General features: G+C 70.6%; 17 protein-coding genes and 2 riboswitches. Of the genes, 11 read left to right on the top strand and 6 right to left on the bottom strand.

Annotation, left to right across the window (positions count from 1 at the left end):
• The first annotated feature begins 80 nt into the window (after positions 1 to 80).
• The 3 genes from ACIDOF_RS00780 (at position 81) to ACIDOF_RS00770 (ending at position 2,346) form a co-directional block, all read left to right on the top strand.
• Entirely contained in the window at positions 81 to 857 is a 777-nt protein-coding gene (locus tag ACIDOF_RS00780; RefSeq protein ID WP_409003615.1) for a polysaccharide deacetylase family protein, read from the top strand.
• A complete protein-coding gene (locus ACIDOF_RS00775) occupies positions 854 to 2,056 on the top strand; it encodes a hypothetical protein (RefSeq protein WP_409003614.1) in 1,203 nt (400 codons plus the stop codon). The genes ACIDOF_RS00780 and ACIDOF_RS00775 overlap by 4 nt, the downstream gene beginning before the upstream one ends.
• A 74-nt stretch (positions 2,057 to 2,130) precedes the next feature.
• The gene (locus tag ACIDOF_RS00770) at positions 2,131 to 2,346 is read left to right on the top strand and encodes an EF-hand domain-containing protein (RefSeq protein WP_409003613.1); all 216 of its coding nucleotides are present in this window, start codon (positions 2,131 to 2,133) and stop codon (positions 2,344 to 2,346) included.
• Positions 2,347 to 2,452: 106 nt separating this feature from the next.
• On the opposite strand, the gene ACIDOF_RS00765 is transcribed toward ACIDOF_RS00770, so the two are convergent.
• Positions 2,453 to 4,147, bottom strand: coding sequence for a 2-isopropylmalate synthase (locus ACIDOF_RS00765; RefSeq protein ID WP_409004006.1), 1,695 nt, complete (start codon positions 4,145 to 4,147; stop codon positions 2,453 to 2,455).
• A gap of 302 nt (positions 4,148 to 4,449) precedes the next feature.
• Between ACIDOF_RS00765 and ACIDOF_RS00760 the strand changes: the two genes are divergently transcribed.
• Positions 4,450 to 5,136 carry a FadR/GntR family transcriptional regulator gene (locus tag ACIDOF_RS00760; protein ID WP_409003612.1) on the top strand — a complete coding sequence of 229 codons (687 nt, stop codon included), beginning with the start codon at positions 4,450 to 4,452 and terminating at the stop codon, positions 5,134 to 5,136.
• Between the two features lie 98 nt (positions 5,137 to 5,234).
• A complete protein-coding gene (locus ACIDOF_RS00755; protein WP_409003611.1) occupies positions 5,235 to 5,987 on the top strand; it encodes an endonuclease domain-containing protein in 753 nt (250 codons plus the stop codon).
• Here the strand turns inward: ACIDOF_RS00755 and ACIDOF_RS00750 are convergent.
• Positions 5,977 to 6,531, bottom strand: coding sequence for a glycoside hydrolase family 25 protein (locus ACIDOF_RS00750; protein WP_409003610.1), 555 nt, complete (start codon positions 6,529 to 6,531; stop codon positions 5,977 to 5,979). The genes ACIDOF_RS00755 and ACIDOF_RS00750 overlap by 11 nt on opposite strands.
• A gap of 388 nt (positions 6,532 to 6,919) precedes the next feature.
• Between ACIDOF_RS00750 and thrS the strand changes: the two genes are divergently transcribed.
• Both thrS and ACIDOF_RS00740 read left to right on the top strand, forming a co-directional pair.
• The gene (thrS, locus tag ACIDOF_RS00745; RefSeq protein WP_409003609.1) at positions 6,920 to 8,209 is read left to right on the top strand and encodes a threonine--tRNA ligase; all 1,290 of its coding nucleotides are present in this window, start codon (positions 6,920 to 6,922) and stop codon (positions 8,207 to 8,209) included.
• Positions 8,210 to 8,219: 10 nt separating this feature from the next.
• Positions 8,220 to 8,280, top strand: a riboswitch (guanidine-III (ykkC-III) riboswitch).
• 16 nt (positions 8,281 to 8,296) lie between these two features.
• Positions 8,297 to 8,611, top strand: coding sequence for a DMT family transporter (locus ACIDOF_RS00740; protein ID WP_409003608.1), 315 nt, complete (start codon positions 8,297 to 8,299; stop codon positions 8,609 to 8,611).
• Positions 8,612 to 8,698: 87 nt separating this feature from the next.
• On the opposite strand, the gene ACIDOF_RS00735 is transcribed toward ACIDOF_RS00740, so the two are convergent.
• From ACIDOF_RS00735 to gcvT, 4 genes are all read right to left on the bottom strand, one after another.
• A complete protein-coding gene (locus tag ACIDOF_RS00735; RefSeq protein ID WP_409003607.1) occupies positions 8,699 to 10,069 on the bottom strand; it encodes an L-serine ammonia-lyase in 1,371 nt (456 codons plus the stop codon).
• 183 nt (positions 10,070 to 10,252) lie between these two features.
• Entirely contained in the window at positions 10,253 to 11,515 is a 1,263-nt protein-coding gene (gene glyA, locus ACIDOF_RS00730) for a serine hydroxymethyltransferase (RefSeq protein WP_409003606.1), read from the bottom strand.
• A gap of 13 nt (positions 11,516 to 11,528) precedes the next feature.
• The gene (gcvH, locus tag ACIDOF_RS00725; protein ID WP_409003605.1) at positions 11,529 to 11,909 is read right to left on the bottom strand and encodes a glycine cleavage system protein GcvH; all 381 of its coding nucleotides are present in this window, start codon (positions 11,907 to 11,909) and stop codon (positions 11,529 to 11,531) included.
• A gap of 54 nt (positions 11,910 to 11,963) precedes the next feature.
• Positions 11,964 to 13,085, bottom strand: coding sequence for a glycine cleavage system aminomethyltransferase GcvT (gcvT, locus tag ACIDOF_RS00720; RefSeq protein ID WP_409003604.1), 1,122 nt, complete (start codon positions 13,083 to 13,085; stop codon positions 11,964 to 11,966).
• A gap of 159 nt (positions 13,086 to 13,244) precedes the next feature.
• Positions 13,245 to 13,339: riboswitch (glycine riboswitch) on the bottom strand.
• A 278-nt stretch (positions 13,340 to 13,617) separates the two neighbouring features.
• Between gcvT and ACIDOF_RS00715 the strand changes: the two genes are divergently transcribed.
• From ACIDOF_RS00715 to ACIDOF_RS00700, 4 genes are all read left to right on the top strand, one after another.
• Positions 13,618 to 14,262, top strand: coding sequence for an AAA family ATPase (locus ACIDOF_RS00715; RefSeq protein WP_409004005.1), 645 nt, complete (start codon positions 13,618 to 13,620; stop codon positions 14,260 to 14,262).
• A 122-nt stretch (positions 14,263 to 14,384) separates the two neighbouring features.
• Positions 14,385 to 15,179 (top strand): enhanced serine sensitivity protein SseB, encoded by a 795-nt coding sequence (locus ACIDOF_RS00710; RefSeq protein ID WP_409003603.1) that lies wholly within the window; start codon positions 14,385 to 14,387, stop codon positions 15,177 to 15,179.
• 191 nt (positions 15,180 to 15,370) lie between these two features.
• Positions 15,371 to 16,144, top strand: coding sequence for an enhanced serine sensitivity protein SseB C-terminal domain-containing protein (locus ACIDOF_RS00705; RefSeq protein ID WP_409003602.1), 774 nt, complete (start codon positions 15,371 to 15,373; stop codon positions 16,142 to 16,144).
• Between the two features lie 553 nt (positions 16,145 to 16,697).
• Entirely contained in the window at positions 16,698 to 17,708 is a 1,011-nt protein-coding gene (locus ACIDOF_RS00700) for an ABC transporter permease (RefSeq protein ID WP_409003601.1), read from the top strand.
• The last annotated feature ends 92 nt before the right edge of the window (positions 17,709 to 17,800 follow it).

Genomic DNA, 17,800 nt, shown 5'->3' with positions numbered 1-17,800 from the left:
AACGGACCGCAAACGACCCGTAAACGTCCTAATTTGGGCGAATCATCAGGGAATCGGGAACTTCGCCCTTAAATGGCGGAGTGACCTCCACGGACCGCCGGGGCGCCCTGCGTACCGGAGCACTCCTCGCCCTCGCCGGCGCACTCACCGCCTGCGGCACGGACGACACCCCCCGAACCACCCGCACCCCCGCCGAGCGGCAGCCCCCGCCCTCCGCCCCGCCCCCGGCCGCCGGACCGCGCCGCTTCCCCGGACTCCCCGGCCAGATCGAGCACGGCCCCCGCACCCGCCCCCGCGTCGCCCTCACCTTCCACGGCCAGGGCGACCCGAAGACCGCCAAGGCCCTGCTCGCCGAGGCCGAACGCGCCGGCGCCCGCGTCACCGTCCTCGCCGTCGGCAGCTGGCTCGACGCCCACCCCACGATGGCCCACCGCATCCTCGACGGCGGCCACGAACTCGGCAACCACACCCAACGCCACCTCGACATCAACTCCCTGCCCGAGGACGAGGCGTACGACGAGATCACCGGCTGCGCCGACCGCCTGCGCCGCCTCACCGGAAGCATCGGCGCCTGGTTCCGGCCCTCCCGCACCCAGTACGCGAGCCCCCTCGTCGAGCGGCTCGCCCACCGCGCCGGCTACCCGCACGTCCTGTCGTACGACACGGACTCCCTGGACTTCACCTCGCCGGGCGCCCCGACCGTCGTGCGCCGCGTTTCCGGCCGGATCAGGAAGGGATCGGTGGTGAGCCTGCACTTCGGGTACGCGGACACGGTCGCCGCGCTGCCCGCCGTCCTCGAAGAGATCGACCGCCGCGGCCTCGACGCGGTGACCACCACGGAGCTGCTGACGACATGAACCCCCACCACACCCCCCGCCCGCCCCGCGCCCGGCGCACCCGAGTCGCCGTCTGCGCCGCCCTGTTCGGCGCCGGCGCCCTCCTCGCCGCCTGCGGCACCCCCGCCGACGACACCACGCAGGCCGCACTCGGCGAGAAGAAGCCCGCCAAGCCCGCGGAGAGCGACGCCCTGCCCGGCATGCCGCCCGTCCTCGACCCCAAGGACCTCTACGCCGCCGACAAGCCCGGCAAACTCTCCCCGGTCGTCAAGGACTTCCCGTCCCGGGTGTACGTGCCCAACACCAACTCCAACACCGTCACCGTCATCGACCCGAAGAAGTTCGAGGTCGTCGACACCATCGAGGTCGGCACCCAGCCCCAGCACGTCGTGCCCTCCTGGGACCTCAAGACGCTCTGGGTCAACAACAACCGGGGCCACACCCTCACCCCCATCGACCCGTCCACCGCCAAGCGCCGCGGACCCGACGTCGAAGTGCACGACCCGTACAACCTCTACTTCACGCCCAACGGCAAACACGCCGTCGTCATGGCCTCGCTCGACCGCGAACTCGTCTTCCGCGACCCGCAGACCATGCAGCGCAAGCACACCGAACCCGTCAGCTGCTACGGCGTGAACCACGCCGACTTCTCCGCCGACGGCCGCTACTTCATCGTGTCCTGCGAGTTCTCCGCCGAACTCCTCAAGGTCGACACCGAGAAGATGAAGGTCGTCGGCCAGCAGAAACTGCCCTTCGAAGGCGCCATGCCGCAGGACGTCAAGATCAGCCCCGACGGCAAGACCTTCTACATCGCCGACATGATGGCCCACGGCGTCTGGGTCCTCGACGGCGAGAAGTTCACCACCCCGAAGCTCATGCCCACCGGCAAGGGCGCCCACGGCCTCTACATCAGCCGCGACTCCAAGGAGATGTACATCCCCAACCGCGGCGAGGGCTCCGTCTCCGTCTTCGACTTCCCGAAGAACAAGCTCACCAAGAAGTGGTGGCTCCCCGACGGCGGCAGCCCCGACATGGGCGGCGTCTCCGCCGACGGCAAGATCCTCTGGCTCTCCGGCCGCTACGACTCCGAGGTGTACGCCATCGACACCCGCACCGGCGTCCAGCTCGCCAAGATCCCCGTCGGCAGCGGCCCGCACGGCCTCGCCGTCTACCCCCAGCCCGGCCGCTACTCCCTCGGCCACACCGGAGTCTTCCGCTGACCGCACGCGGGCGGCCACCCGGCCCCCGTTAATCTGACCCCAGTCAACATCGCACCAAGTAAGGGGTGGACCCAGTGGCTGACATCGAGGCAGCACGCGCGCAGTTCCAGCGCATCGACACGGACGGGGACGGCTTCATCACGGCCGCCGAGTTCAAGAAGGCCCTCGCCGAGGGCGGCGACTGGAACGTGACCGACTCCGTCGCGGAGGCCGTCATCGGCGCACAGGACAGCAACAAGGACAAGGTCCTGTCCTTCGACGAGTTCTGGGCCCACCTCAGCAAGGCCTGAGCCCCGCCCCGCCTTCCGTGGGCCCGCCCCCTCCCGGGAGCGGGCCCACGTCGCGTCCCGGCCCTCACAGCCGCCGGCCCGCACATCCCCGGCTCACATCCCCGGCTCACATCCCCCGGTTCACCGCCGCGAGCACCGCCGACACCGCCGCCGTCAGCGTCGCCCGCGCGAGGCCCACGCCCCACACCACCCGCCCGCCGACCCGGCACTTGACGTACGCCGCCGCCGACGCATCCGCCCCCGGACCCGTCGCGTGCTCCACGAAGTCGAGCACCGACACCTCCACCCCGGCCGCGGCGAGCGCCCGCGTGAACGCCGACACCGGGCCCGCGCCCGCACCCTCGTAGTCACCCGTCCGCTCGTGCACGCTCAGCGCACCCACGAACCGGTACTCACCCGACGGATCCCGGTCCACCCGCCACGACGCGAGCCGCACCTGCTCACCCGCCGTGCCCGGCGTCACGTACGCCGCCTCGAACAGCTCCCACAGCGCACCCGCGTCCGCCTCACCGCCGCTGTCGTCCGTCGCCGACTGCACGAGCCGCGCGAACTCCGCCCGCAGCTCCCGCGGCAGATCCACCCCGCGGTGCGCCTTCAGCAGATGCGCCACACCGCCCTTGCCCGACTGGCTGTTCACCCGGATCACCGCCTCGTACGACCGCCCCAGATCCGCCGGATCCACCGGCAGATACGGCACGTCCCACGGCGCCTCCGCCTCCGGCACGCCCAACTCCCGGGCCCGCCGGGCGTGTTCGGCGAATCCCTTGCTGATCGCGTCCTGATGCGTCCCCGAGAACGCCGTGTGCACCAGCTCACCGCCGTACGGATGCCGCGGATGCACCGGCAGCCGGTTGCAGTGCTCCACCGTGCGCCGCACCGCGTCCAGGTCCGAGAAGTCCACCATCGGGTCCACGCCCTGCGTGTACAGGTTCAGCGCCAGCGTCACCAGGTCCACGTTGCCCGTCCGCTCCCCGTTCCCGAACAGGCACCCCTCCACGCGCTGCGCCCCCGCGAGCACCGCCAGCTCCGCACAGGCCACACCCGTACCCCGGTCGTTGTGCGGATGCACGGAGAGGATCACCGACTCGCGCCGGTCCAGATTCCGGTGCATGTACTCGATCTGGTCCGCGTACACGTTCGGCGTCGCCACCTCCACCGTCGCCGGCAGGTTCAGCGTCACCGGACGCTCCGGGCACGCGTCCCACAGCCCCGTCACCGCCCCGCACAACTCCAGGACGAAGTCCGGCTCCGTCAGGTTGAACACCTCCGGCGAGAACTGGAACCGCAGCCCCTCCCGGCCCCCGCCCAGCTTCGCCATCAGCCGCGCGGCGTCCTCCACCATCGCCCGCACCTCGGCCCGGCCCCTGCCGAGCACCACGTCCCGCCACACCGGCGCCGTCGCCGCGTACAGATGCACCACCACCCGCGGCAGCCCCTCGACCGCCGCGAACGTCCGCTCGATCAGGTCCCGCCGGGCCGGAGTGAACACCACCACCGTCACGTCCTCGGGCACCTCACCCCGCGCGACGGCCCCCGCCAGATGCCGTACGAAATCGAAATCCGTCCGGCTCGCCGACGGATACGCGACCTCGATCTCCTTGAACCCCAGGGCCACTTGGAGATCGAACAGCCGCCGCTTGCGATCCGTCCCCATCGGCTCGGCCAGCGCCTGATTCCCGTCCCGCAGATCCACCGGCACCCACAGCGGCGCCCGCTCGATCCGCGCGGAGGGCCACTCCCGGGCCCCCGCGACGGGCAGCGGAACGCGTGCGTGCGCGGGCCGGTAGCGGTGATACGGCATGCCGCTCGGCGCTTGCGGATTCCAGTCGTAGGCGTACGTGTGCGTCTGCGTGTGGGTCTGCGTGTGCGTGGTCGCGTTCACGGGAGGGATCCCCTCGGTCGTCCTCGGTCGGTGACCGGCAGCACGGCACCCCGCGGCGGGGTGCCGGCCGTGTCAGACCCCGCCGCGGCAGCCGAGAAGAAGAACGCCGCAGAAGAACATGGCGGCTACACTAAGCACACCTCAGCTCCTCAGACAAGTTCTCCCGTAGGTGCGGCCGGACCCGAACTCCCCGGAATCCGCCCACACTTGGAAGGCCACCCATGCCCACGCCACCCCTCGGACCGCTCCGCCCCAGCCCGCTCGTCGAGCAGGCCACGGAACGCCTGCGCGGCCGCATCACCGCCGGCGACTGGCCCGTCGGCACCCGCCTCCCCGGCGAGACGACCCTCGCCAAGGACCTCGGCGTCGGCCGCTCCACCGTCCGCGAAGCCCTCCGCGCCCTCGCCGGCGCCGGACTCGTCCAGGCACGCCAAGGTGCGGGCGTCTTCGTCACCGCCCTCAAACCCACCGAGGACTGGCCGACCCGCCTGCGCCGCGCGGCCGTCGCCGACGTCTACGAGGTCCGCATGCTCGTCGAGGTCGAGGCCGCCCGCCTCGCCGCGGAACGCCGCACCCCCGCCGACGTCGAGGCCCTGCACACGGCCCTCGCCGCCCGCCGCGCAGCCGCCTCCGCGGACGACGCGACGTTCGTGGACGCGGACATCGCCCTCCACGCGGCCGTCGTCGCCGCGGCCCACAACCCCGTCCTCACCGACCTCTTCGCCGAATTCACCCCCGCCCTCCGCCAGGCCCTCATCGACCTCCTGTCCCTCCTCCCCCTCCCCGAAAACCCGGGCGACGAGGCCCACGACTCCCTGGTCACGGCAGTGGAAAAGGGCGACGCGAAGGCGGCCGCGCGAACCCTCCGGGAGGAACTGGGGGAGACGTTGGGGCGGTTGCGGGGGTAGGGGCTGCGGAGGTCGGCAGTCCGGATAATCACTAACTTCTCATGATGTAGCGACTGTTGGGCCGTAACCCTGTCCGGAATCGCTTCGTTGTTCGGTTCATGAACGTTGATGCACGCGGTGAGCGGCGGGGATCAGTGAAGGTTTGTGCGGCGCGAGGGGAGGGGTGGAGCTGCGGGCGGAGTTCGGATCAGTTTCTGCTCAAAAAGGGGATGTGTGCCACGCATTACGAGCAGGCGTATCGGGGGAAGCGGTTGACACCGTTGGTAGGTCGGACGGTTCGCCACTGTGGATTTGATGGTTGTCTCCGTGCAGTTGTGGCGAAGGGGCTCTGCAATGGGCACTATCAACAGGCCAAGTCCGGTAAGGCGTTGGTTCCCTTGCGTAGGACAAGGAGTCAGGGCGACTTTCGAGCGATGGCGGAGAGGGGGAAGGTGGAATGTCTCGGGTGCGGCGAGGAGAAGGCACTGACCGAGTACTCTGTGCACTCGAACTCTGGTCTGCCGCGCCCGTACTGTAAGCCCTGCAACGCGGCGAAGGTGCGCCTGAGTCACTACAAGGTGACCAAGGAGTTCGTGGATGAACTCCTGAATCTTCAGGGTGGCGTATGCGCGATATGCGGTACGGCGAAGATGGGGCGGGCCGGAACACCGCACATAGACCATGACCACTCCTGCTGCCCCGGCGCGCGAGCCTGCGGCAAGTGCGTGCGCGGTCTGGTGTGCGGGAAATGCAACATCAACGGCATCTCCTGGTACGAGACGCTCCCGTCCCACCTCAAGACGTTCGAGGTGATGAATGCCTATCTGGCCGACCCGCCCGCGAGCCGACTGAGGCGCGGCCTCAGCCGATAGTCGCCCAATCCTTCATCGCCGCTCGGCTGGAAAAGTCCGCGACATTCTTGTCGAGCGGCGTCGAAGTGTATTGGTGGATACGCCACTTCGCCTTGATGCGGGGCTTTCCTGCGGTGACGTAGTCAGCTATCCAGAGGGCGTCTCCCGCGTAGGAAGTTCGGTCAACGTTCAACCAAAAATCCCGATTACAGTAGAGGCTCACTCGGTTCGAAGGCCGGAGGCGTTTCACCTCCCTGATGAACTCGTCCTTCTGCGCATTGCTCGCGTACGTCCCCTCGCCCGTGCGCTCCCAGTCGCAGGCGAGAATGTCGCCTTTTCTCTCCGCCGCCTTCGAGACGAAATACTCTGCCTGGGCCTTGATGTTGCCCGGCCACAGGAAGTGGTAGAAGCCGACCACGCAGCCGGCGTCGCGGGCCTTGTCCGCCTGGGCGTTCATGCGTGGGTTGACGTAGGAGCGGCCTTCGGTCGCCTTGATGATGACGAAGTCGACGCCTTCGGTGCTGAAGTCGGACTGGTACGAGCTGACGTCTATCCCGCGGATCATGAAGCTGCCTTCCGGTGGTCGGGCCGGGTGGGCCGGGTGGGTCTCAGAAAGTGCCCGGCCGCCGAGCCCCCGAAACCCGTACGCAGGCCTGGCGTGGAAATGGTGAAAGGTCCGCCCACTTCGTACACAACCCGGGCACAACGGGAGCCCCACTCACGGCAGTTGGGGCTCGCGGAAAATGCCTTGCGGTGGCTCCCCCTCGTCCCGTTACCGTGAGCCCATGCAGTCGGACGTACCGCAGCGCGCCATGCGCTTCACGACGACGCCGGACATCGTCCCGGCGCGCTGACTGCTGCTCGAAGTCGCAAGCCCCGGGGCGGGTGCCCCGGGGCTTCGCCGTGTGGTCACCCGCCCGTCCCGTCACGAGACGAACGCGAGGAGACCCCCCATGGAAGCCCAAGCCCCCCAGGCCCGCGAAGCCTCCCAAGCCCCCCAAGCGCGCGATCACCGGCGTCTCGGCCGTGCCCTCGGCCTCTTCGACACCGCCCCCCTGATGGGCGCCGGCCTGCCCTACTGGCTTCCCGACGGCGCCGTGATCCGGCACCAACTGGAGGAGTACGTGCGGGAGTTGGAGCGGCAGTCCGGGTATCGGCACGTGTACTCGCCGGTGCTCGGCAAGCGTGAGCTGTACGAGATCTCCGGGCACTGGTCGCACTACAGCGACGACATGTTCCCGCCGATGGACCTGGGCGGCGAGGAGGTCGTGCTGCGGCCCAGCCTGTGCCCGCACCATGCGCTGATCTACCGCTCCCGCGCCCACAGCTACCGCGAACTGCCCTTGAGGATCGCCGAGTTGGGCGGCATGTACCGCTCCGAGCTGTCCGGGGTGCTCGGCGGGCTGACCCGCGTACGGGCCATCCAGCTGAACGACGCGCACGTCTTCTGCACCCTCGACCAGGTCGCCGACGAGGCCCGAGCCGCGCTCCGCCTGATCGCGCGGGCGTACGCGGACCTCGGCATCGAGGCGGCCCGCTACCGCCTGTCGCTGCCGGGGCCGGGCGGGAAGTACGTCGCCGACCCGGAGCTGTGGCGGCGGGCGTCGGCGCTGCTCGTGGAGGTGCTGGACGCGGAGGGCGTGCCGTACGAGGCGGTCGAGGGGGAGGCGGCGTTCTACGGGCCGAAGATCGACGTGCAGATCGTGGACGGGGCGGGGCGTGAGGCGACCCTGTCGACCGTGCAGATCGACTTCCACCAGCCGGAGCGGTTCGGTCTCGAGTACGTGGGCGCGGACGGCGCGAAGCACCGGCCGGTGATGGTGCACCGGAGCATCGTCGGCAGCGTGGAGCGCGCGGTGGCGCAGCTCATCGAGGTGTACGGGGGCGCCTTCCCGGCCTGGCTGGCGCCGCTGCAGGTGGCGGTGGTGCCGGTCGGGCAGGAGCAGGTGCCCGAGGCGGAGCGGCTGGTGGAGCGGTGTGCGGCGGCCGGGCTGCGGGCCGAGGTGGCGGGGCCCGAGCGGGGGAGTCTGGGGGCGCGGATCAGGGCGGCGCGGCTCGTCCCGTACCAGGCGGTGATCGGCGCGAGGGAGGCGGCGTCCAGCCGGGTGTCGTTGCGGTTGAGGGGCGGCGAGCAGGTGGAGCCGCTGCGGGCGGAGGACGCGGTGGCGGGGATCGGGCGGGTGGTCGCGTCCCGGGGGCGGGTGCTGTGGCCGGAGTCACCGTCTGACCTGCACGGGGTGTGAGATTCTGGGGGCAGAGCCCGACCGGCTCCCGGACGAGGTAGCGCCGTACCCGGCATTGACGACGGCGCCGAAGGGAGCCGTTCCGTCATGGCTTGGATCGTTCTTGTCGTCTCCGGTGTCCTCGAGGCCGTCTGGGCGACCGCGCTCGGCAAGTCCGAGGGTTTCAGCCGCCTCTGGCCGACCGTCGTCTTCGGTGTCGGCCTCACCTTGAGCATGGCCGGCCTGGCCTTCGCGCTGCGCACGCTGCCGGTGGGCACGGGGTACGCGGTGTGGGTGGGCATCGGCGCCGTGCTGACCGTCGTGTACGGAATGGTGTACGGAGGCGAGCCGGTGTCGCTGCTGAAGCTGGCGCTGCTCGCGGGCATCGTCGGCTGTGTGATCGGCCTGAAGGCGCTGCACTGAGCGGGTGGGCGGACAACGTACGGAGAGGGCGCCGCGGTCGACCGACCGCGGCGCCCTCTCCGTACGCCCCAAGGGCTCAGCGAGGCCTCAGCACTCGATGATGTTCACCGCGAGTCCGCCGCGGGCGGTCTCCTTGTACTTGACGCTCATGTCGGCGCCGGTGTCCTTCATGGTCTTGATGACCTTGTCGAGGGAGACCTTGTGGGAGCCGTCGCCGCGCATGGCCATCTTGGCGGCGGTGACGGCCTTCACGGCGGCCATGCCGTTGCGCTCGATGCACGGGATCTGGACGAGGCCGCCGACCGGGTCGCAGGTCAGGCCCAGGTTGTGCTCCATGCCGATCTCGGCGGCGTTCTCGACCTGCTCCGGGGAGCCGCCGAGGACCTCGGCGAGGGCGCCCGCGGCCATCGAGCAGGCGGAGCCGACCTCGCCCTGGCAGCCGACCTCGGCGCCGGAGATGGAGGCGTTCTCCTTGAAGAGCATGCCGATGGCGCCGGCGGCGAGGAGGAAGCGGACGATGCCGTCCTCGTCGGCGCCGGGCACGAAGTTCATGTAGTAGTGCAGGACGGCGGGGATGATGCCGGCGGCGCCGTTGGTGGGCGCGGTGACGACGCGGCCGCCCGCGGCGTTCTCCTCGTTCACGGCCATCGCGTACAGGGTGATCCACTCCATGGCGTGGGCCAGCGGATCGCCCTCGGCGCGCAGCTTGCGGGCCGAACTGGCGGCGCGGCGGCGGACCTTGAGGCCGCCGGGCAGGATGCCCTCGCGGGACATGCCGCGGGAGACGCAGGACTGCATGACGCGCCAGATGTCGAGGAGGCCCTCGCGGATCTCGTCCTCGGTGCGCCAGGCCTTCTCGTTCTCCAGCATCAGCGCGGAGATCGACAGGCCGGTCTCGTCGGCGAGGCGGAGCAGCTCGTCGCCGGTGCGGAACGGGTACTTGAGGACGGTGTCGTCGGGGACGATCGGGTTCTCGCCCGCGACCGCGTCCTCGTCGACGACGAAGCCGCCGCCGACCGAGTAGTACGTCTTCTCCAGGAGCAGCGCGCCCTCGCGGTCGTACGCGAAGATCGTCATGCCGTTGGCGTGGTACGGCAGGGCCTTGCGGCGGTGCAGGATCAGGTCCGCGTCGAAGTCGAAGTCGATCTCGTGGGCGCCGAGGAGGTTGATGCGGCCGCTGTCCTTGATGCGCTCGAAGCGGTCGTCGGCGGTCTCCACGTCGACGGTGCGCGGGGAGTCGCCCTCCAGGCCCAGCAGGACGGCCTTCGGGGTGCCGTGGCCGTGGCCGGTCGCGCCGAGGGAGCCGAACAGCTCGGAGCGCACGGTGGTGGTGTGCGCGAGCAGGCCCTCGTTCTTGAGGCGCGCGGCGAACATCCGGGCGGCGCGCATCGGGCCCACCGTGTGGGAGCTGGACGGGCCGATGCCGATCGAGAACAGGTCGAAGACCGAGATGGCCACGGGAACTCCAAGGGGTTGGTAGACGCCGTTGTCTGCCGGGGTGACGCAGAGAAACAAAGGCGGTGCAGGACGTGCGGGGTGTGCGGACGCGGTGCGGGGCACCTCGCTCACTGGCACTGTCCAGTGTGCGGGGTGCCCCGACCTTTCGTACGTACGAACAAAAGCGTACGAAACAATCCCGGATTACTTCAGGCCGGGGTACAGCGGGTGCTTGTCGGCCAGCGCGGTGACGCGGGCCTTGAGCGACTCGGCGTCGAAGCCCGGCTTGAGGGCCTCGGCGATGATGTCGGCGACCTCGCGGAAGTCGTCGGCGGTAAAGCCGCGGGTGGCGAGGGCCGGGGTGCCGATCCGCAGGCCCGAGGTGACCATCGGGGGGCGCGGGTCGTTCGGGACGGCGTTGCGGTTGACCGTGATGCCGACCTCGTGGAGGCGGTCCTCGGCCTGCTGGCCGTCCAGCTCGCTGTTGCGGAGGTCGACGAGGACCAGGTGGACGTCGGTGCCGCCGGACAGGACGTCGACACCGGCGGCCTTGGCGTCGTCCTGGACCAGGCGCTCGGCGAGGATGCGGGCGCCGTCCAGGGTGCGCTGCTGGCGCTCCTTGAACTCGTCCGAAGCCGCGACCTTGAAGGACACGGCCTTCGCGGCGATCACGTGCTCGAGCGGGCCGCCCTGGAAGCCGGGGAAGACCGCGGAGTTCAGCTTCTTCGCGAAGTCCTTGTTGCGGGCCAGGATGATGCCGCCGCGCGGGCCGCCGAGCGTCTTGTGCGTGGTGGAGGTCACCACGTCCGCGTACGGCACGGGGTTCGGGTGCAGTCCGGCGGCGACGAGGCCGGCGAAGTGCGCCATGTCGACCCACAGGTACGCGCCGACCTCGTCGGCGATCCGGCGGAACTCGGCGAAGTCCAGGTGGCGCGGGTAGGCCGACCAGCCCGCGATGATCACCTTGGGCTGGTTCTCCTTGGCGAGGCGCTCGACCTCGGCCATGTCGACCAGACCGGCGTCGTCCACGTGGTAGGCGACCACGTTGAACTGCTTGCCGGAGAAGTTCAGGCGCATGCCGTGGGTGAGGTGGCCGCCGTGCGCCAGGTCGAGGCCGAGGATCGTGTCGCCGGGCTGGGCGATCGCGAACAGGGCGGCCTGGTTGGCGGAGGCGCCGGAGTGCGGCTGGACGTTGGCGTACTCGGCGCCGAACAGGTCCTTGATCCGGTCGATCGCGATCTGCTCGGTGACGTCGACGTGCTCACAGCCGCCGTAGTAGCGGCGGCCCGGGTAGCCCTCGGCGTACTTGTTGGTGAGGACGGTGCCCTGGGCCTCCATGACGGCGACCGGAGCGAAGTTCTCCGACGCGATCATCTCGAGGGTGGACTGCTGGCGGTGCAGCTCGGCGTCGACGGCCGCGGCGACGTCGGGGTCGAGCTCGTGCAGCGGGGTGTTCAGCACAGACATGGGGTACGGCGCCTCAGCTTCCGGAGAACTCGGTGTACTCGTCGGCGGTCATCAGGTCCTCCGGCTCGTCGGTGACGCGCACCTTGAAGAGCCAACCGCCCTCGAACGGGGCCGAGTTGACGAGCGACGGGTCGTCCACGACGTCCTGGTTGGCCTCGACGACCTCACCGGTGACGGGGGCGTACAGCTCGGAGACCGACTTCGTCGACTCCAGCTCGCCGCAGGTCTCGCCGGCGGTCACGGTGTCGCCGACCGAGGGCAGGTCCACGTAGACCACGTCGCCGAGGGCGTTCGCGGCGTGCTCGGTGATGCCCACCGTGGACACACCGTCGGCGGCGGCCGACAGCCACTCGTGTTCCTTGCTGTAACGCAGTTCCTTGGGGTTGTTGCTCATGGCCTGAATTCTCCTGTACGCGGGGAGGTGGTGGTGCAGACGGGTTGGGGAGGACTACTTCTGCCGCTGGTAGAAGGGCAGCGCGACGACCTCGTACGGCTCGTGGGTGCCGCGGATGTCCACGCCCACGCCCTTCGTGCCGGGCTCGGCGTGCGCGGCGTCGACGTACGCCATCGCGATCGGCTTGCCGAGGGTGGGGGACGGGGCGCCCGAGGTGATCTCGCCGATCACGGTGCCGTCGGCGACCACGGACATGCCGGCGCGCGGCACCCGGCGGCCCTCGGCGATCAGGCCGACGAGCTTGCGCGGCGGGTTCTTCTCGGCCAGCTCGGCGGCCTTCTCCAGGGCGGCGCGGCCCACGAAGTCGCCGGCCTTCTCGAACTTCACGACCCGGCCCAGACCGGCGTCGAACGGCGTCAGGTCGGTGCTCAGCTCGTGCCCGTACAGCGGCATGCCCGCCTCCAGGCGCAGGGTGTCGCGGCAGGACAGGCCGGCCGGGACGAGGCCGTACTCCTGGCCGGCCTCGGTGAGCGCCTGCCAGACCTGCTCGGCGTGCTCGGGCGCGAGGAACAGCTCGAAGCCGTCCTCGCCGGTGTACCCGGTACGGGCGATCAGGGCGGGGACGCCGGCGACGGTGCCGGGCAGGCCCGCGTAGTACTTGAGGCCGTCGAGGTCGGCGTCGGTGACCGCCTTGAGGATGGCGGGGGAGTGCGGGCCCTGGACGGCGAGCAGCGCGTACGCGTCGCGGTCGTCGCGGACCTCGGCGGCGAAGCCGGCGGCGCGCTCGGTGAGGGCGTCGAGGACGACCTGGGCGTTCGAGGCGTTGGCGACGACCATGTAGGTCTCGTCCTCGAGGCGGTAGACGATCAGGTCGTCGAGGATGCCGCCGTCCTCGCGGCAGATCATGGTGTAGCGGGCGCGGCCGGGCTTGATGGAGCCCATGTTGCCGACCAGGGCGTGGTCGAGGAGGGCCGCGGCCTGTGCGCCGGTGACGGTGATCTCGCCCATGTGGGACAGGTCGAAGAGGCCGGCGGCGGTGCGTACGGCGTTGTGCTCGTCGCGCTCGCTGCCGTAGCGCAGCGGCATGTCCCAGCCCGCGAAGTCGGTCATGGTCGCGCCGAGCGAACGGTGCAGCGCGTCGAGCGCGGTACGGCGCGGCGATACGGATTGGCTCATGTGTATGGCTCCCGGGGCATGACTGGCGAGGTCGTCCTCCCCATCTGTCATCGGAACCCGCGGTCTCACAACCTGGGATTCACAACCTGAGAGGTTCGCCGGGAGCCCGGCTTGCACCTTGGGTGGAGCCACACAGCGCGGCTCGCTTTTCAGATCTGCCTCGCCCGCGCGGTATGTGGGCCTGAGAGATTCAAGGGAGGATCTTGCTCCTTCGGCGCCCCGATGCTGGTCGGGGGCTCTCCCGCGCGGATTCAAGCGGCCGGTATGGAGTTGGCCCGCACATCATTGCACGCCGCCGGGCGGGGCGGCCGGGCCGCTGCGGATCTGTGACCGTCCCCTCCGGAAGCGCGGGCCCGGGCCCGGTCGCCGGAGGTCCGCCAGCGGCTGTGGCACAAGTGACGAGGGGTTGTGGCACAGCTGATGCCGTAATCCGCTTGTGCCCCATTACCGTCTCTTTACAGTGGGCGGGGAAGAGTCGCGTGACCGAACGGGGAGGACGATCACGGTGCACAAGGCCAGCGCGTATCCGGCGATGACCGCGACGAACGGCGTCACGGTGCCCGAGCAGCCGGGTGCTGCCGCGGTGCAGGCGAACTGTCCCGCGCCGGTCGTCCGCGACCTGCGGGACCGCGCCGGGCGGGTGCCTCGCCAGCTGTCCTTCGGCGAGGGCGACCTCGTCGTGGTCTCCGGTCTGCCCGGCAGCGGCAAGACGACGCTGATCGACCGCGTGGTGGCCGGGCCGCGCTTCGACTCCCAGGACGCCCGCGACCGCTGGTCCCGCCGCATGCCCGGCTTCCTGCCGTACGCGCTGTACCGCCCGCTGGTCCGGGTCGCGCACTACGCGTCGCTGCGCCGGGCCCTGCGCGCGGGCGCGAGCGTGGTGGTGCACGACTGCGGCACGCAGTCCTGGGTGCGCCGCTGGCTCGCCCGCGAGGCGCACCGCCGCGGCCGCGCCCTGCACCTGCTGCTGCTCGACGTGCAGCCGGACACGGCCCTGGCCGGTCAGCGCGAACGCGGCCGCGGCGTCTCGCGGTACGCGTTCGCGCGGCACCGCAGGGCCGTCGGCCGCCTGGTCCGGGACGCGGAGCGGGGCCGCATCCCGGCGGGCTGCGCGTCGGCGGTGCTGCTCGACCGGGACGCGGCGGACGGCCTGCGGGGCATCGGCTTCGGCCGCTGACCGCGCGGACTGCGCGGCCCGGGGCGGGCGTTAGGGTCTGTGGCGCAGGTCGGACATGGGGCCGGGTCTGCGGTCGGACAGATGCTGTGACACAGAGCTGAGCAGGGCGGCAGAGGTACGAGATGGACATTCCGGTGCAGGGTGCGCAGGGGCCCGAGGGGCATCCGTACGGGGGCTGGCCGGCGAACGAGCTGGAGGAGGTCCTCGCGGCCTCGCTCGGCGCCGCGGCGGAGCCCGGACCGCAGTCGGCGGGCGGCCGCATCCTGCAGGTGCTCGGCCGCAGCCGGGTGTGGGTGCCGCTGCCCAACGGCGGCAGCAAGGACAGCCCGAACCTCGACCTGCCGACGATGGACATCGGCGGCGCCGCGTACGTGCCGGTCTTCAGTTCCGAGGCCGAGCTGAAGCGGGTGGCCGGGGACCACATGGCGTTCACGGTGGCGCCCGCCGTGGAGTTCGCCCGCGGGCTTCCGCCGCTGCTCGGCATCGCCGTCAACCCCGAGGGCACGGTCGGGGTGCCGCTGCCGCCGCCCGCCGTGGCGGAGCTGTGCCGCACCGGGCGCACCGAGCTGGACGGCCCCGCGACCGGCGGCCGGGTCCGGCTCTTCGAGCCCGACTGGCAGGACGACCCGGTGGACTTCCTGTCCGCGGCGGGCGAGGAGTTCGCCGCGACGGGCGTGGTGCGCAGTGCCCGCCGCTGCCTCGCGAGCATCGAGGGGGAGAGCCCGGTGATGTTCGTCGGCGTCGAGCTGTCCCGCTGGGAGGGCTCGGACCGCAACCTGCCGATGGACGCGCTGGGCCGTGCGCTCGGCCGGGTGCCGGTGGCGTGGCCGGTGAACCTGGTGCTGCTCGACGTGGCGCAGGACCCGGTGGGGGACTGGATGCGGGAGAAGCTGCGGCCGTTCTACGCGGAGGGCTGACGCTGTTCCCGACCGCTCGCGGAGGCTTGAATTCCACTTGTGGGCGGTATTCGGGCTGTGGAGCGCCGCTGCGGAGCACGCCGCATAAGCTGGTTTCATAACCCGGGTGTCCCCGTCGAGGCCCGGGCGTCCCGCTCGGGGAGAGTCGGGGAAAGCAGTCGATGCGTACGGGGCGAAGGGGCGGTCAACTAGTGAGTGCGTCGGGCACGGCTGCGGCCGGAACGGTCGAGCACATGCTGCGCCAGGTCACACCCGGGCGGTACGACGCCTACGAAGCGCTGCTCGGCGCGCTCGCCGAGGGTCAGGTGTGGATGCTCCTCTGGCACGGCCAGGCCGGATCCCCGGACGCCCAGTACGGGAACATGGACGTGGAGGGCTACGGCTACGCGCCGTGCGTCACCTCCGCGCAGGAGCTCGCCGCCTCCGGCTGGAACCGGGCGCACGAAGTCGTCACCGGCGTCGACGTCGCCCGCACGCTCTTCCCCGACCACTACGGCCTGTGGCTCAACCCGCACGCGCCCGGCGGCGGCGTCGGCATCCCCTGGCTCGACCTGCGGCGCATCGCGACCGGCCTCGACAAGGCCCCCGCAGGACCCCTGCGGCTGTCCGAACCGGCCGTGGAAATCCCCCAGTTCTACGCCCACCTGACCCAGAACGCGCACCGCACGCCGGTCGTGCGGTCGCTGCGCCGCGCGTGGGTGCAGCCCGCGGTGGGTGCGCCGTATCTGGCCATCGGCCTGGACGTGTACGGCACGGACGCGGCGTCCGTGGACGCGGTCCGGGCGATGATGCAGCAGTCCATCGCCGCGGTCCCGGAGGGCCTGCCCGTCTCGACGGTCGCGCTGTCCGACGCGTACGACCCCGTCGCGATGTGGCTCCGCGCGAACGCCCGCCCGTTCTACGACCGCGAGGCGCATGTCGCTCCGCGCGGAGCGGGGTACGGCTATCCGCAGGGCCCGTACTGACAGGGCCCCGCACCCCTTCCCGGCGACTCCTCCGTCTGCGGCGCCGCGCTGGTTGCTCGCGCAGTTCCCCGCGCCCCTGGGTTGGGGCTTCGCCGCCAATCCCCGGCCGTCTTTCGCCCGCGGCGCCGCAGAAGAACGACTGCCGACCTTCGGGAAGGGGCGGGTAGGGGAAAACGGACCCCAAAGCGGCAACTCGCCCGCACCCCCGGCGAGTTGATCAAACCCCCCGCCCACGGAGTGGGAAGCGCCCACAACTTAGGCCCCTATACGGCCAGTTGACCGAATTTGCGCCCCCGCGAGGGAGACCTCGGCGTTCGCATAACGGAAGTCTGCTGGCCACATCACGGTTGCGCATCCATTCCCGGCCAGCACTGGCGGGTGATCGCGGACACATTGAAGACTCCCCGCATGTACGGCCTTTCGGGCCTGTGTGCGAGCTGCCTGAGACCAAACCGGCCACAGCGCCGGTGCCGCTCGCGCCACGCATAGGAACCAGTCGCTACAGCGGCAAGTGTGGGCCGGTCACCACCGGTTGAGAGGGGTCCCTGCCACGATGACGGCGCCAATGCATGACACACCCACGGACGTGGACAAGTCCGCGCCCGTAGAGGCGGAGGCCGCGGCCGAGTCCAAGGCGAAGAAGGTCGAAGGGCGTTCCCTCAAGCAGATCGCCTGGAACCGCCTGAAGCAGGACAAGGTCGCCCTGGCCGGTGGCATCGTTGTCGTGCTGCTCGTCCTCGTGAGCGTCTTCGCCCCGCTCCTGGTCAGCCTCTTCGGGCACCCGCCGAACGAGGGGCACCTCGACCAGCTCGAGGACCTCACCAACCTGCCCAAGGGCGCCCTCGGCGGCATCAGCGGCGACTTCCTGTTCGGCGTCGAACCCAACACGGGCCGCGACGTGTTCAGCCGGATCGTCTACGGCGCCCGCATCTCGATGCTCGTCGCCGTGCTCGCCGCGTTCGTCGCCGTCGTCCTCGGCACGCTCTTCGGCATCATCGCCGGCTACTTCGGCGGCTGGGTGGACGCGCTGATCAGCCGCGTGATGGACGTGCTGCTCTCCTTCCCGCAGCTGCTCTTCATCATCGCCCTGGTCTCCGTGCTCCCCGACGACCTGCTCGGCCTGAGCGGCAGCGGCGTCCGGATCGCCACCCTGATCCTGGTCATCGGCCTCTTCGGCTGGCCGTACATCGGACGCATCGTGCGCGGCCAGACGCTGTCCCTGCGCGAGCGCGAGTACGTCGAGGCGGCCCGCAGCCTGGGCGGCGGATCGAGGCACATCCTCTTCCGCGAGCTGCTGCCGAACCTGGTCGCGCCGATCACCGTCTACACCACGCTGATGATCCCGACCAACATCCTCACCGAGGCCGCGCTCAGCTTCCTCGGCGCCGGTGTCCGTCCCCCCACCGCCTCCTGGGGCGGCATGCTCCGGGACGCGCTCAGCGTGTACGAGCACGATCCGATGTTCATGGTCTTCCCCGGTCTGGCGATCTTCCTGACCGTGCTGGCCTTCAACCTCTTCGGCGACGGGCTGCGCGACGCCCTGGACCCCAAGGGAACCCGTTAACTCCCCACATCTGACTTGCCCCTGCCGCACCGTCAGGTGGCTCTTCCCAAGGTTCCGAGGCAGTCATGGCCGAGGACCGAGAATCTCGGAGG

The sequence above is a fragment of the Streptomyces sp. Da 82-17 genome (assembly GCF_046098215.1).
Classification (GTDB): Bacteria; Actinomycetota; Actinomycetes; order Streptomycetales; family Streptomycetaceae; genus Streptomyces.
This window is presented reverse-complemented; position numbering and strand designations above follow the sequence as displayed.